This is a genomic window from Roseibium limicola (assembly GCF_017313085.1).
Taxonomy (GTDB): Bacteria; Pseudomonadota; Alphaproteobacteria; order Rhizobiales; family Stappiaceae; genus Roseibium; species Roseibium limicola.
On sequence record NZ_JAFLNF010000006.1, the window covers coordinates 1 to 15,072 of the forward strand.

General features: G+C 57.8%; 12 protein-coding genes and 1 tRNA gene. 4 read left to right on the top strand and 9 right to left on the bottom strand.

What is annotated here, in order from left to right; genetic code table 11:
- Nucleotides 1-77, top strand: a tRNA-Met gene (locus tag J0X15_RS13740).
- A 147-nt stretch (nucleotides 78-224) separates the two neighbouring features.
- Here J0X15_RS13740 and J0X15_RS13745 read toward each other — a convergent pair.
- The 9 genes from J0X15_RS13745 to J0X15_RS13785 form a co-directional block, all read right to left on the bottom strand.
- Complete coding sequence (locus J0X15_RS13745) at nucleotides 225-1,730, bottom strand: FGGY-family carbohydrate kinase (protein WP_206941845.1); 1,506 nt, start codon at nucleotides 1,728-1,730, stop codon at nucleotides 225-227.
- Entirely contained in the window at nucleotides 1,723-2,565 is an 843-nt protein-coding gene (locus J0X15_RS13750) for a class I fructose-bisphosphate aldolase (protein ID WP_206941846.1), read from the bottom strand. Before J0X15_RS13750 ends, J0X15_RS13745 begins: the two co-directional genes overlap by 8 nt.
- Nucleotides 2,556-4,298: a glycerol-3-phosphate dehydrogenase/oxidase gene (locus J0X15_RS13755; RefSeq protein WP_206941847.1), complete on the bottom strand. Its 1,743-nt coding sequence runs from the start codon at nucleotides 4,296-4,298 to the stop codon at nucleotides 2,556-2,558. The genes J0X15_RS13750 and J0X15_RS13755 overlap by 10 nt, the downstream gene beginning before the upstream one ends.
- 59 nt (nucleotides 4,299-4,357) lie before the next feature.
- A complete protein-coding gene (locus J0X15_RS13760; protein WP_206941849.1) occupies nucleotides 4,358-5,353 on the bottom strand; it encodes an aldo/keto reductase in 996 nt (331 codons plus the stop codon).
- On the bottom strand, nucleotides 5,343-6,323 hold the full coding sequence (locus J0X15_RS13765) for a sugar-binding transcriptional regulator (protein WP_206941851.1): 981 nt from the start codon (nucleotides 6,321-6,323) through the stop codon (nucleotides 5,343-5,345). Before J0X15_RS13765 ends, J0X15_RS13760 begins: the two co-directional genes overlap by 11 nt.
- 15 nt (nucleotides 6,324-6,338) lie before the next feature.
- Nucleotides 6,339-7,325: an ABC transporter permease gene (locus J0X15_RS13770; protein ID WP_206941854.1), complete on the bottom strand. Its 987-nt coding sequence runs from the start codon at nucleotides 7,323-7,325 to the stop codon at nucleotides 6,339-6,341.
- A gap of 24 nt (nucleotides 7,326-7,349) precedes the next feature.
- Entirely contained in the window at nucleotides 7,350-8,870 is a 1,521-nt protein-coding gene (locus J0X15_RS13775; protein WP_206941856.1) for a sugar ABC transporter ATP-binding protein, read from the bottom strand.
- An 82-nt stretch (nucleotides 8,871-8,952) separates the two neighbouring features.
- A complete protein-coding gene (locus J0X15_RS13780; RefSeq protein ID WP_206941857.1) occupies nucleotides 8,953-9,972 on the bottom strand; it encodes a substrate-binding domain-containing protein in 1,020 nt (339 codons plus the stop codon).
- 244 nt (nucleotides 9,973-10,216) lie between these two features.
- Nucleotides 10,217-11,251, bottom strand: coding sequence for a LacI family DNA-binding transcriptional regulator (locus tag J0X15_RS13785; RefSeq protein WP_206941859.1), 1,035 nt, complete (start codon nucleotides 11,249-11,251; stop codon nucleotides 10,217-10,219).
- 201 nt (nucleotides 11,252-11,452) lie between these two features.
- On the opposite strand from J0X15_RS13785, the gene J0X15_RS13790 reads away from it, so the two are divergent.
- The 3 genes from J0X15_RS13790 (at nucleotide 11,453) to J0X15_RS13800 (ending at nucleotide 15,057) form a co-directional block, all read left to right on the top strand.
- On the top strand, nucleotides 11,453-12,976 hold the full coding sequence (locus tag J0X15_RS13790; protein WP_206941861.1) for a sugar ABC transporter ATP-binding protein: 1,524 nt from the start codon (nucleotides 11,453-11,455) through the stop codon (nucleotides 12,974-12,976).
- 2 nt (nucleotides 12,977-12,978) lie between these two features.
- Nucleotides 12,979-14,001: an ABC transporter permease gene (locus J0X15_RS13795; RefSeq protein ID WP_206941863.1), complete on the top strand. Its 1,023-nt coding sequence runs from the start codon at nucleotides 12,979-12,981 to the stop codon at nucleotides 13,999-14,001.
- Between the two features lie 99 nt (nucleotides 14,002-14,100).
- Complete coding sequence (locus J0X15_RS13800) at nucleotides 14,101-15,057, top strand: substrate-binding domain-containing protein (RefSeq protein ID WP_206941864.1); 957 nt, start codon at nucleotides 14,101-14,103, stop codon at nucleotides 15,055-15,057.
- Nucleotides 15,058-15,072: the final 15 nt, after the last annotated feature.

Genomic DNA, 15,072 nt, shown 5'->3' on the forward strand with positions numbered 1-15,072 from the left:
CGCGGGATGGAGCAGTCCGGTAGCTCGTCAGGCTCATAACCTGAAGGTCGCAGGTTCAAATCCTGCTCCCGCAACCAAATACAAAACACAAAAAAGCCCGCACGGAGAAATCCTGCGGGCTTTTTGACGTTTGACGGGACGAATGGGACGGGAAAAAAAGCAGGGGAGGCACGTCTTTTAGTAATCAGTGAACGGATGTCGACTTGGGGCGGATTATGTAAATATCAAAATTCGCAACTCGCTGACCAGAGGAAACGCATGGCGTCGCGCAGTGCCAGGTAGTGGGCGTATCGGGTGTTGTAGTAGTCAATCATCTGGATGTCGGGTACAAACTGCGCGCGAACCCGTGTCATGACTTGAATGCCTGTCTCATAGCTGTCGAAAAGCCCGGCTCCGACACCGGCTCCAATGGCAGCCCCCAGCGCACCAGTCTCATGAGCATCGGCAACCCGCATAGGAACATTTAGCCCATCGGCAAACATTTGCGGCCAGATTGGACTTCGTGAGCCACCACCAGAAAGCGCTGCAGTTTCAAACCGCACGCCGGTATTGCGCAGGACTTCGACGTGTCGCCGATGCTCAAACATCACTCCCTCGAACAACGCGCGGAGCAAATGCCCTTCGCCGTGCCATCCTGCGACGCCGTAATATCCGGCCCGAAACTCGGAGCCTTGACGGGACCCATAGAGAAAGGGGTGGAACATCGGATCATCCAGGGCAGGGGTGACGGTCGCGACCTGGTCGTTGCAATAGCCGAACGGGTCTTCGTGATGGCCGCCACGTTCTATAAACTCCCGGACGTACCACTCCAGATTGCCCGCCGATGTCGCGCTGGATTCAATGTTGACGAAGCGGCCTGGGCCGAAGCCTGCGGCCATAAAGACATCCTGATTTTCGACCGGCCTTTCGGAAAACACTTGGTTGATGCTCCAGGTGCCAACGATGATCGAGGCCTCCCCAGGGGAGACGACACCTGACCCCATGGCGCTGGCGACCACATCGAAATAGCCGCCGATCACCGGCGTTCCCTCGGCCAGACCGGTTGTTCTCGCCGCCGCCGCGTTGACGTGTCCGCACAGATCTGTTGGGTTGATCAGCTCCGGCATCAGATCGCGGGCATCAGCCAGACCGTAGAGCGACAGCAAGTCATCATCATAGTCACACTCCGGCATGCGCAGCAGACCGCAACCTGACATGTCGGACAGGTCACTGGTGCGCGCGCCGGTCAGTTTGAAATTGATGAAATCCTTGCACAGCATCACCGTAGCGGTCCTGGCATAAAGCTCGGGCTGATGTTGCTTGACCCAGGCGAGAAGTACTGGCGTTTGTGATGGCCAGGGTTTTTGCAAGCAGATGGAATGGAAGGCCGCGCCGTGGCGCTTTGCCAGCTCATCTGCAAGGTCTGCAGCACGGGAATCTAGCGATTGAATTCCGATCAGCGGGATGCCGTCAGCATCGATCAGATAGAGACCGTTGCCATGCCCGGCACAGCCGATTGCCGCGATGTCAGACGGAGCGACACCGGCTTCCTGTAGACAGGTTCGGATTGCGACCTCAGCATTCGCCCAGAGCTCGTTGAGGTCGCGCTCCACGTAGCCGGGAGACGGCGACGACGATTGCCCGTCGAGGGCATGCATCGCGACGACCTTACCTTCCAGATCAAACAACACCGCCTTGATCACGGTGTTGCCTGCATCAAGCCCAAGTAGATACGTCTTATTGTCAGCCACGGCTATAGATGTCCCACGCTTCGTCTCCATCCACCTTGTCGTGTATCATCGCCATCAGGGCAGCGACGACCGCTTTCGGGTTGTCATGCTGATAGATATTGCGTCCATAGACCATCCCGTTGGCACCTTGCGCCATCAGTGTGGCGGATTTTTTCAGAACGGTCTTCAGGTCCTCCTTGCCGCCACCGCGCACCAGCACGGGAACCCGGGCAGCTTCGATCACCCGGTGAAAGTCATTGGGATCACTCGTCGGGTCTGCCTTGATTATGTCGGCACCCATCTCGCTTGCGAGTCGTACCAGTGTGACGATCTTATCCGCATCACCATCGACCTGGTATCCGCCACGTACCTCATTCGGCAGCATGACCAGCGGCTCGATCATCAGCGGCATGCCGTAAGCTTGGCACGCGGCGCGAATGCGGGAGATATTCTCGACGCACTGGCGGAAAAGCTCGGGTTCCTCGGGCAGCATGAAGAGATTGACCACCACGGCGGCTGCGTCCATCTCCAGCGCGCCGATAAGCGGCTCTTCGGCGTTTTGCAGCATTGACCACATGGTCTTGTGGCGCTGGTCGTTATAGGGATTGCCCATGTCGATGCGCATGACCAGCGCGGGCTTGTCCTTCTCCGGGCGGACCTGCAACAGATCTGCTTGACCATAGGCCATCTGGATGGCATCCGGTTTTGCCTTGATCAGCGTGTCGACCACCTGTGGCATGTTTTCCAGACCAACGAGAAAGCTGGGTTCGTTGCACACTCCGTGATCGAGAGCGACATCGAGGCAGCCCCCGTTGGTGAACAGCCGGTTCATGCGGGCTTTCGGGCTCACGCGCATTCTTTACTCCTTGTAATTGCTCGGTGTCTCAGGTCTTCAAGCGAAACCCCATGGTAGTCTCGAAGGTCATCCAAAACGGACTGGCCTTCCTGCTCCAACCGTTGCGGACTCCAGTTCAGATGGGTCGCCATGATCGCCGCGATCTCCTCGATCACGGTGGTGGTGACGTGGCCGGCGATGGCCAGGGACGTTCTGCGGAAGATGAGGTCGGAGAGGTGCTCGACATGCTCGTTTTCGACCAGCCAGATGATCTCGGCCGCAGTCAGGTTCAGGCCCGATACCAGCGGCTCGTCGTTTGAACCCTGTTGGCACGCGGCGATTACCAGTCTGGCGCGGGTGCCGTAGACATCCGTCAGATAGTCGGCTCGCTGCCGCGAAATTCCGAAGTCTTCCATCAGGCGGGTCGCAAGCACGTCGGCTTCATTTGGGAAGTCTTTCCCGCCGCCGATCGGTAATTGCTTTGTGTCTTTCAGGCGGGCAAGACCAAGCTCCTGCAGCACCGCATCGGTCGTCTGCTCGGAAAACGCCCGGAAGGTAGTCCATTTACCGCCGATCATGCAGAACTGCGGCACAGGGCCGTCAATACGGTGCACTTTGTGATTGCGCGAGATCCGCCCAGTAAAGTCGTGATCGCTGATCGGGAGCGGGCGAATGCCGCTGAAGCTGAAAACGATGTTGTCCCGATTGATAAGAATGTCCGGAAAGATCAGTTGCAAGGATCCGAGTATGTAATCTCTTTCATCTTTGCTGCAGCGTGTTCTCGCCACATGCTGCACCCGAATGTCTGTCGAGCCAGCAAGCACGTTTCCGAGGTATGGAAAGACGATGCAAACCCGCCCGTCGGTATTCTCAAAATAGAGCATGTGGCCGTTCAGCGCCTCGAACAGGTCGCCATTGTTGATGATCAGATGCGAACCCTTTGTTCCTGACACCAGAGGCTTTACAGCTTCCTTTGTTGGGGCGATCTGGGCGTTCACTTGGTCCAGCCAGGCGCCTGACGCGTTGACCAGAACACGGGTTGAGACCGCATAGCGGGCACCGGTTTCCCTGTCCTCGACCTCAAACGCGTCAGCTACATCGGTGTTGGCTGGCAGCAGCTCGGCATAGTTGAGCGCAACAGATGTCGGAACCTCCTGTGCCGTATCCAGAATGAGTTCCACGCCCAACCGCTCCGGATAGGAGATCCAGGCGTCATGATAGGTGGCCGAGCACAGCAGCTTGCGCGTCAGGCGGGGCCAGGTCTTGAGCGTCGCAGAGGCGCCGCGGAACTGGTGCCTTGGCAATGCGCTTCGCTTGCCGGTGATCCGGTCATAAAGCGCCAGGCCGATTTTCACCGGCAAAACGCCTCTGTTCGACGGCTTGCCGGTCTTGCCGATGAACGTCGCAGCCGAATTGAACAGGCCCGAAAACCAGGACGTGATCGGAATCGTGGTTGGAAGTGGCCGCACCATGTGGGGCGCATTCGCCAGTAGGGCATCGCGTTCTGCCAGGGATTCCCGCACCAGATCGACTTCGCCGTTTTCGAGATACCTCAATCCGCCGTGGATCATGCGCGAAGGCGCCGCACTGCACCCAGAACAGAAATCGTTGCGCTCCACCAGCAGCACACGAAGACCCTGTAGCGAGAGCTCGCGGTAAACGCCCAGACCATTGATGCCGCCACCGATCACAACGACGTCGAACGCGCCGTTCTCCGTGATCTTCTGGAAGCTTGTTTGTCTTTGAGCAGACATGGGGTCTCCGTTCGCCGGAGCGGTCCCCGGCGTTGCTGATGTCCAGATGGGTCGATGTGTTAGCTGTCGAGGTTTGTCAGATGCTTGGCTGCAGCCTCGTTGATTGTTGCAATGTCACTCTCCTGCAATCGGATGCGGCCGGCGGCCGCGTTCTCACGTGCCTGCTTTGGGTTGCGCGCTCCGCACAGCGAGAAGGTGATCCCGGGTTGTTGGACGGTCCAGGCGATGACTGTCTGCGCCAGCGTCGCTTCATGGGCTTCCGCCACAGGCGTGATAGCGGTCATCAGAGCAGCAACCTTCTGGCGGTTTCTCATCGAAAAGCGCGGGTTGTCCTTGCGCTGGTCATCGCCGGAGAACTCCCGGTCAGGACCGATCTTGCCGCTTAGCAGACCCAGCGCCAGGGACGAATAGCTCAAGGCGGAGATGCGATGCTTGGCGCAGACCGGCAGCAGAGTGTCTTCGATATCGCGTTTGACCATGCTGTATTCTTCCTGCACAGCGTCGAGCTGCCCGGCCTTGGCATAGGCGACGATATCTTCAACCGACGTGTTGCTGGCACCAATCGAGCGGATCTTGCCCTGGACCTTCAGCAGCTCAAGCGCTTCCATCGTTTCCTCGACAGGTGTCGTCGGATCCTGCCAGTGGGTGATGTAGTGATCGATATAGTCGGTCTTCAGACGCTTCAGGCTCTGCTCGATCTCGTGGATGATCCCGTCCTTGCCGAGATAACGATGCACTGGATATCCGTCATAGTCGAAGAAATGGTTGCCCTTCTGGGTATGCCAGACCAGACCACATTTGGTCGCCAGAACCACCCTGTCCCGGCGCCCCTGCAAGGCCTTGCCGACGATCTCTTCCGCCAGTCCCTGGCCATAGGCCGGTGCCGTGTCGATCAGGGTAATGCCCTCATCGACGGCAGCCTGAATCGCGTCGATGGACTGTGCTTCGTCGGTGCCGCCCCACATCCAGCCGCCGATGGCCCAGGTGCCCAATCCGACGACTGAAGCTTCTACCCCGGACTTGCCAATTGGACGCTTCAGCATCTCATGCAACATGTTGTGACTTTCCCATTCCTTCGAGCACGGCATTCACGGTGCTCTCGTCTACAATCAATGAATTCAGATAATTGCCGTTGAGAACGGCTTGAACCGGCTGCACTTTCTGCGGTCCGGCGGCAACGCCGATGACATTTCGGCAGCCGGTGATTTCCGAGGGCGCGAGGGCGACCAGACGTGAATTCAACTCGAAATTCGCCAGCCCGCCCTTTTCGAGAATGAGGTGTGCAAGGAACTCGGCCGACACCCCGAGGCCGACCATCATCTTGCGGTCGGCTTCCGGCACCGGGTTGAGGTCGTAGTAACTCGACCCGCTCGGTTCGATCGAGCCGATGCCGGTCAGCGCCAGATCGGCGCCCCGAGCCAAGTCGAACACTTCCTTGACCGTGGTCATTTCCTTCAGCATGTCGCGCTGGGCTTTGCTTTCGGCAAACAGCGGAGCGTGGATCAGCATCGACTTGCCCCCCAGACGTTCTGCCATTCGCGAGGCCAGATGGTTGACGTCGGTGTAGAATTTGCCCTGCACGCCGCCGGTCAGGGGGACCACCGTCACATTGAAGCTTCGGTCGGCGAAGAGATGGTCGACCGTGGCACTGACGGCCTTTCCGCCGGTGATCGCGATCACATCTCCGTCGCGCACGTTCTCCAGGATCAGATTGGCGGCAGCCTTTCCGACTTGCTGGAGGTTGGTGTCGGCATTGCCCGAAACCGTCGGTGTCACCACCGCCGTGCTGAGCGATGTGGTTTCCACCAGCTCTCTCTCGCGCTCCATCAAGCGCTGGAATGGCGTCTCGATGTGGATCTTGATCATGCCGAGCTTGCGCCCTTGCGCGATCAGCCGGTTGACCTTGGAGTGCGAGAGATTGAGCTTTTGGGCGATCTCCGACTGCTTCTGGCCTTCCAGGAAATGCAGCACGAGCACCGTGTGCATCTGCCTGGCAGTTTCGAAATCGAGGTTGTGGTCAAGCATGTGCCGGCCTTTCGCCTAGGCTCTGATCTTGTGGAGATAGTGGTCAATCGAGACGGCAGACAGCAGGATGGATCCGCGAATGATGTCCTGCCAGTAGACGGAGACATCAAGCAGGGCGAGCGAGCTCGAAACCACCGACAACAGGATTGTCCCGAGGATCGCGCCGAAAATCGTTCCGGAGCCACCGCTCAGGCTTGCGCCGCCGATGACGGCTGCTGCGATCACGTTCAGCTCCATCCCGATACCGAAAGTCGGCTGGGCGGAGCCGAATCGCGCCATGTAGATGATGCCGGCAAATCCACACAGCGCCGAACAAAGCGTCGTGGTTAGGAAGATGACCTTCTTGGTTTTGATGCCGGAGTAGGCGGCCGCCTTCTCATTGCTACCGGTGTAGAAGACCTTCCGGAACATGGTGGTCCGTCGCAGCATGAAATCAAAGGCTAGTACTACAACCAGGAAGATGATGATCACCAACGGGAGAGGCCCGATCGACCCTTGCCCTATGAATTTGAACTCTGGCGGTAGCGTATAGAGGCCGAGTGGCCGTCCACCTGTCGCCAGCAGGCAGATCCCCCGGGCAATCACCATGACGGCCAGTGAAACGATGAAGTGATGCAGGCCGATCCGGGTGACGAAGAACCCCATGAAGGCGCCGATGGCCGTGCAGGATGCGATCGAGATCCCCGAGGCGACCCAGGGATCAACGCCCTGCAGGAACAGCCAGCCGGCGATCACCATAGCCAGTGCTGTTACCGAGCCGACGGACAGATCAATACCGCCTGAAATCAGCAGGATCGTCATGCCAACGACGACGACACCTTCCACGGCAAAAGCCATGGCCATGGCGCGCATATTCACCCAAGTCAGGAAGTAAGGCGATGCAAAGGACATGACTGCGAAAAGCAGAACGATAATGGCGATCAGTCCGGTCTCGCGCATGCGAAACATATTCTTCAAGGGGTTGCCCCCGCCGCGTGCCGGCTCCGGCGCAGCTACTTCCATAGCAGTTTCCACCTTGTTCCTCCCTCAGGCAGTCTTCTTTTGCGTTTCCAGCACTGATGCCAGATGCATGATGTTTTCTTCCGTCATTGCATCGCCCGCGACTTCGCCACTGATGCTTCCTTCCCGAACCACAAGGACGCGATCACAGACGCCGATCAACTCCGGCAATTCCGATGAAATAACGATGATGCCAACGCCCGACCGGGCCAGATCGCGCAGAATGCGATGGATCTCACTTTTCGCCCCGATATCGACACCCCGTGTCGGCTCATCCAGAAAAATCAGCTTCGGGTCGACGGAGAGCATCTTGGCAATGGCGACTTTTTGCTGGTTGCCGCCGGAAAGTGACGACACTGGATCCGACAGCTGGCCGTGCTTCAGATTGAGCATGTGGCCGAGCTTTTCTGCCTGGCCGTCTTCCTTGTCGGTGTTGATGATGCCGAGCGGTCCGGACACTTGTCCAAGTTTCAGGGCTGACACGTTGGCGGAAATCGACATGTCCAGGAACACGCCGTCGCCCTTGCGGTCTTCCGACAGATAGACCATCCCGGCGGCAATGCTGTCGCTGTAGTGTTTGAGGGCGAGCTTTTGCCCGTTGAGCCAGGTGTCGCCCGTGACGGTGCCTTCCAGTTGGCAGATGCCTTTGACGATCTCGCTTCTGCCGGAGCCAATCAGTCCGGCAAACCCGAGGATCTCGCCTTTCTTCAGCTCAAAGGAAATACCGTTGAACCGAACGGCCTCGCTAAGGTTGGAAACCTTCAAAATGATCTCGTCGGACGTTTGCGCCGCTGTCATTTTGGCCGGATAAAGATTATCGATCATCCGCCCGACCATGGCATTGACGATGGTGCCGGGTTGTATGTCTCTGACCTTGTGGGTCACGATGTATCGCCCATCACGGAACACCGACACACGGTCGCAATTGTCGAAGATCTCCGCCATGCGATGTGAGATGTAGATGATGGAAATGCCACGATCTGCGAGCCGTCGCATGATCTGGAACAGCACCTGCGCTTCTTTCTCGGTCAGCGCGGCGGTTGGCTCATCAAGGATCAGAACCCGGCAATCCAGTGTAAGCGCTTTGGCGATCTCCACCAGCTGCTGATTGGAAATCGACAGCTCCCGGACAGGCCAGGACGGGTCGATATCTGCAAGCTGGGAAAGAATGACGCCGGCGTCGCGCTGCAGCGCCTGATAATCGGTCAGAAAGGCGCGACTGACATTCGTCGCGGCCATGAAGATATTTTCCGCAACCGAGACGTCCGGGCAAAGCGAAATCTCTTGATGAACAAAGCCGATGCCGAGTTTCTGCGCCTCCGCCGGCGAGGAAATCCGCACCACCTGTCCGTCGAGAAGAATCTCACCGCTGTCGGGCTGCAGAATGCCGTCGATGATGTTCATCAGTGTTGACTTGCCTGCGCCGTTTTCACCAGCCAGGGCATGGATCTCGCCTTTGCGCAGTTCGAAGTCGACGCCATTCAGCGCTTGCACTGCGCCGAAGGACTTGCTCACATGCGAGATCTTCAGGATTACATCGTCAGTCATGGCTCAGGCCTGCGGTCGGAAACTCGGAATCTGGCGACAGCATGTCGCGCTGCCGCCAGAGGTACTGCAGAAAGGCTGGATCCTAGTTCGGATCGCGACCTTCCATGTACTTGTTCAGGTCAAAGCTCTCTGCGTTGGCCTTGGTGATGACCGCAAAGCCATTGTCTGCAAACGGCAGCTGGAACGGGGTGTAGCCCGAAACCTTGTAGTCGTTAAACGGGTCAAACACCTCGGAGTGCACGGCGAAGAATGTCGCCAGAAACCCCAGGAACCCCTGCATGCCCTGGTTCGGACTGAGGGCCATGTGGATGTTGCCGGCCTTGATGTGTTCAAGGGTGGTCGGCGTGATATCCGCATGGATGACCAGAGGGCTTGCACCTGCTTCGATCACCGCAGAGACGGCGCCTTCCGCAGAGCCGGCTTCCGGTATCCACAGTGCACCCAGGTTGGGGTTGGCTTGCAGGATGGAAGCGGTCGCACGGTAGGCGGCGTTGCTATCCTGGTTTGTCGCCTGACGACCCACCAGCTTCATGTCGGGGTAGTTGTCTTCCATGTAGGAAATGAACGCCGTGACACGGAGATCATGGTTGGACTGCCCCGGATTCTCCAGAACAGCGTATTCTGCGCTGTCGCCAAGCTGCTTGACGATTTCCTCAGCCGCAAACTTGGCTTCGGCCAGGTTGTCGGATGTGATGTACGAGGATCGTTTGGAATTCGGTGAATCCGCTGCAAATGTCACAACCGGAGTGCCGCCATCCACTGCCTGATCGATCGGCTGGATAAACGGATCGGCCTGCATTGGATGCAGAAGGATCCCGGCAGGGCTTTTCACCAAGTCCTGCTCGAAAGACGCGATCTGCTTGGTGATGTCGTAGTCAGGCGTTCCAGAAAAAATTGTCTCACATCCGAAGGCCGCTGCAGCTTGCTTGAAGCCCTGATAGACTGGGACCCAATACGGATGCGACGAGACCATCACGTTCATGACGTAGGTCTCACCCGGTTCGCACTGGATCGTTTCGGCGGCAGATGTCGACGTTGTATTGGCCGCAACTGCTGTAATCGCCAGGGATGCCACAGCACCCGCTATTGCAAATTTCCTCATTTACTCCTCCCAAGAGCGCATGAACTAGAGGCACAGAAAGTGCCATTAGAAATTTATCCCACTCAACGCAATTTATTGCGTAGGGTGAAGTAAATCTGGGAGGGAGTGAGGGGTCAATATTTTTTGATATATTTCTTATTTGTTGAAATATATTTCAATGCGGACTCGTATTTGGGCACAGTTGCCGGCCTGAAAACTGGAAAAGGCACTTTATCAGATCAGAAGGTTTGGCAGGGGAGTGGCGTCAGGGTGTTGGACGTTGAACACCGGAGCAGCTTTCGCGGACGATCAGGTCGCCATGCAGCAGATGGGTTTCGGGCGATTTCTCACGGTTGGCGAGACGGTCCAGCAGCAGGTTCATCGCCAGTTCACCGATATGCTGGCGGGGCTGACGGATGGTTGTCAGGCTCGGCGTGAAGTTGTTGGCAAAGGGGATGTCGTCGAAGCCTAGGACGGAGAAATCCTCCGGCACCCGGTAGCCACGGATCTGCAGGGCAGAGATCACGCCGATGGCCGTGTTGTCGTTGAAGCAGAAGAAGGCGGTCGGCAAGTCGTCCTTGATGAACAGCCGCTCGATTGCGGCACGCCCACTCTCGCTGGTGCCGTCTCCTTCAACGCGCCAGTCGCGCAGGTCCCGCGAGGATTCCCGCAGGCCCATTTGATAACCGGAGTGGCGCAGATCGCTTCTGATATCCGCCGTCCCGCCGGAGATGAACACGATGCGGCGATGGCCAAGCGATATGAGATATTCTGTTGCCATTTTTGATGCAGCTACGTCGTCCACACCGACATAGCTGAGGTCGGGCAGGTTCACGGCGCGCTCGGTGGCAACAATCGGCGGCAGGGACGACATCGGGGTGCGCGGTTCACCGGCAACCGGGATATGGCCGGTCAGCAGCACCAGTCCGTCTGCCATGCCGGTGGAGAGAAACCGCAGATAGGTTTGCTCCAGGCCGATGGTGCCTTCGGTGTTACCGATCAGGACGCCATAGCCCCTGTCGTTGGCAGCTTTTTCCAGACCGGTCAGAATGCCGGCGAAATTCGGGTCGGCAATTGAAGAGGCGAGGACAAGGACCATCTGCGATCGTTGCATGCGCAGGTTCTGCGCCATGGCGTTCGCCTGATAGCCGGTGCGGGCAATTGCCGCCGTCACTTTTTTGCGCGTGCTTTCTGCGACTTTAGAGGGGGATCGCAATGCGCGGCTCACCGTGGCAATCGAGACGCCCGCCAGCTTAGCCACATCTTCAATGGTTGCTGGCCGGTCGATCGGTTCGCTCATTCCTAAAACCTTATGCGCTCTGCGATTTTGGATTCTCGGGTCGGTCGCCCTCGCAGGGGTGCGCCTGTATAGGCCGATTTCGTCCTTATGAAAAGGATTACAAGCCAAAATGTAAAGGTTTACATCTTTCGTGAAAACGTTTACACAAAATCCAGATGAGGTGCAGTCTTCGGGAGAAAGACAGCGCTTGGGAGGGAAAAAATGAATATTGCGACGCATCCGTCTGCGTCGGTCCTGGAAGCTGTGAACATCAGCAAATCCTTCGGGCCCGTGCCGGTGTTGTTTAGTGTCAGCATGAATGTTCGCCCTGGCGAGGTTCATGCCCTCATTGGGGAGAATGGGGCGGGCAAATCCACCTTCATCAAGATTCTGTCGGGCTTTCATGAGCCGACGTCGGGCCAGATCCAGATTGATGGAGCCAACGTCGTTCTGCCGCCCAATGGTGCGGCTGAAGATCTTGGGATCGTGTTGATCCATCAGGAGCTCAATCTCGCAGAGCAGATGACGGTCGAGGAGAATGTGTTTCTCGGGCGTGAGCTGGTCAGCAAGGGCTTTTTGAGCCGGACCGAGATGCGCGCCAAGGTGCAGGCCGCGCTGGATGAGATCGGCCTGACGATCTCTCCGACGGATCGCATTTCCGACCTGACAATTGCCCAAAAGCAAATGGTCGAGATCGTTAAGGCGGTCAGCCGCAATGCACGCATCTTGATCATGGATGAGCCGACGGCGGTCCTGACGGAAGACGAAACCGCCTTGTTCTTCAAACAGGTCGAAAAGCTGAAGCAAAGCGGCGTCGGCATCGTCTTCGTTTCCCACAAACTGCGCGAAATCCAGGAGATTGCAGATCGGGTCACCATTCTGCGTGACGGCCAGTGGATTGACACGCGCCCGGCCGCCGATCTGACGCCGGACGCGATGGCCCAGATGATGGTCGGGCGCGAGCTCTCCGACCTCTACCCGCCGATGAACGAGGCAGATGTCGATGCGGAGCGTGTGCTTGAGGTTCAAAACCTGAGCGCACCCGGGATCAGCAACGTCAGTTTCGACTTGCGCAAGGGCGAGATTCTCGGCTTTTCCGGGTTGATCGGTGCCGGGCGGACGGCTGTGTTCGAGGCATTGTGCGGAATTCTGCCCATTCAAGGCGGCAGTGTGAAACTCTTCGGCAAGGACGTCGGGGCAATGAGCGTTGCCGATGCGCGCGATGCAGGCCTTGTCTATCTGACCAAGGACCGAAAGGAAAAAGGCTTGCTGCTGCAAAAGCAGATGCAGCCGAACCTGACCCTTCTGGCCCTGCCGAAATTCATTCGCAACTTCATGATTGACCAGTCAGCCGAAGGTGACGCGCTGGAGCGGGCGGTGCGCCGATTTGATGTGCGGGCACGTGATACATCCGTGGTGGTCGGAAAGCTGTCAGGAGGCAATCAGCAAAAGCTGCTTCTGGCCAAGGTGATGGAATGCGATCCACGCATTGTCATCATCGACGAGCCGACGCGCGGCATCGATGTCGGCACCAAGCAGCAGATCTATCATTTCATTGCAGCACTCGCCGCAGAGGGCGTCTCCGTCGTGGTGATCTCGTCCGAAATGCCGGAGATCATCGGCCTGTGCCACAGAGTGGCCGTGATGCGTGAAGGGCAGATCACCGGAGTTCTGACCGGCGATCACATCAACGAAAACGAAATAATGCGCTATGCCGCGGGACTGAAACGAGGGGATATTCAGTGACCATGATGACTGCATCGCAGGAGGCCGCAACCAAGAAATCCAGACGGTTCAGCGCCGACTTCAAGACACTCGGTCCGGCAGTGGCGCTGTTGATCCTGTGCCTTGTCGGGTTCTTGCTGAACCCTGCCTTCATCAGTGAGGGCAATATCACCAATCTGCTCACACGGTCGGCATTCATCGGCATCATTGCCGTCGGCGCGACCTTCGTCATCACCGCAGGCGGCATTGATCTGTCCGTCGGGTCGATGGCCGCAGCTATCGCCGGTGTGATGATCATCGTGATGGATGGTCTGGTCGATACGCTCGGCACAGGCGTTCTGACCGTTTTGACAGGCTGCGGCCTGGCAATCCTCCTGGGCATTGGCGCCGGCTGGATCAATGGTGCACTGACCACAAAGGGCAAGATCGAAGCCTTTATTGTCACACTTGGCACAATGGGTATCTATCGCTCGCTCGTGACCTACTTTGCCGACGGCGGGACGTTGTCGCTGGACTTTGAAATCCGCGGCACCTATCGCCCGGTCTATTACGAAGGCTTTCTCGGGCTACCGTTCCCGGTCTGGGTGTTCATCGCGGTGGCGATCTGCGGCTGGCTCTTGCTGAATCGCACCGCATTCGGGCGCTATTGCACGGCGATTGGCTCGAATGAGGCCGTGGCGCGCTACTCGGCGATCAAGGTCGACCGGATCAAGACCATGACCTACATCATTCAGGGTCTGTGCGTGTCTTTTGCGACCATCATCTATGTGCCGCGCCTCGGCTCGGCATCGGCCACGACCGGTGTCTTGTGGGAGCTGGAGGCCATTGCCGCCGTCATCATCGGGGGTACCGTTTTGAAGGGGGGCTATGGCCGGATTGGAGGCACCATACTCGGCGCACTCATCCTGACGACCATCGGCAATATTTTGAATTTTACCGACATGATCTCGAACTACCTGAATGGAACCATGCAGGGCTTGATCATCATCGTTGCGGTTTTGCTGCAGCGCAGCGACTGGACGTTCGGCAAGAAAAAAGACGCATAAACCTAAGCGTTCAAAGGCATCGGGACCCGTCCCCCAATTTTAAACCGGTCGCACCGGACGGGAGAGGTGCGCTCAAATGACAATGTGGAGGAGGAATTAATGCTTATGAGGAGAGCATTGCAAGCAGTGGCCGTAACAGGTTTGCTGGCATTTGCAGGCACTGCGGTGGCCCAGGAAAAGATCAAGATCGGCGTCAGCTATCCGACACCGACCCATGCCTGGGCGTCGGGCATGAACTGGCACGCAGAGCAGGCCGAAAAGCGCCTTGAAGCGCTTTATCCCGATGTCGACCTGATCCTGGTGAACTCACCTGATCCGGGAGCTCAGGCGAGCGCTTTGGAGGATCTCGTCTCTGTTCATGCCATCGACGCTTTGGTGGTTCTGCCGTTTGAATCCGAGCCGCTCACCGATCCGGTTCTGAACGTCAAGAAGTCGGGCGCCTGGATCACGGTGGTTGACCGTGGCCTCAGCCAGCCTGGCATCGAGGACCTGTATGTCGCCGGGAACAACCCGGAACTCGGCAAGGTCTCCGCCACCTACATGAAGGGCCGCCTGAAGGAAGGCGACAACATCGTCATCCTGCGTGGCATTCCGACGGTTATCGACAATGAGCGTTTCGATGCCTTCATGGCCGAAATCGAAGGCTCCGGCATCAACGTTTTGGATGACAAACATGCAAACTGGAACCGCGATGACGGCTTCGAGGTGATGCAGGACTTCCTGTCGCGCTTCCCCGACATCGATGCGGTCTGGGCGCAGGATGATGACATCGCAATCGGTGTGGTCGCTGCCCTCAAGCAGGCTGGCCGTGATGGCGACGGCATGTTTGTTGTCGGCGGAGCCGGCATGAAGGAAATCATCAAGGGCGTCATGGATGGCGACGAGCTTATGCCCGTCGATGTTCTTTACCCGCCGGCGATGATTGCGACAGCGATGGACGCGACCGTCAACGCGCTCAAGTCCAACGGTCCGGTTGCCGGCCGCTACATTCTTGGTGCGACGCTTGTGACCAAGGAAAACGCTGAAAACTACTACTTCCCGGACTCTCCTTTCTAATCAGTCCAGGACATT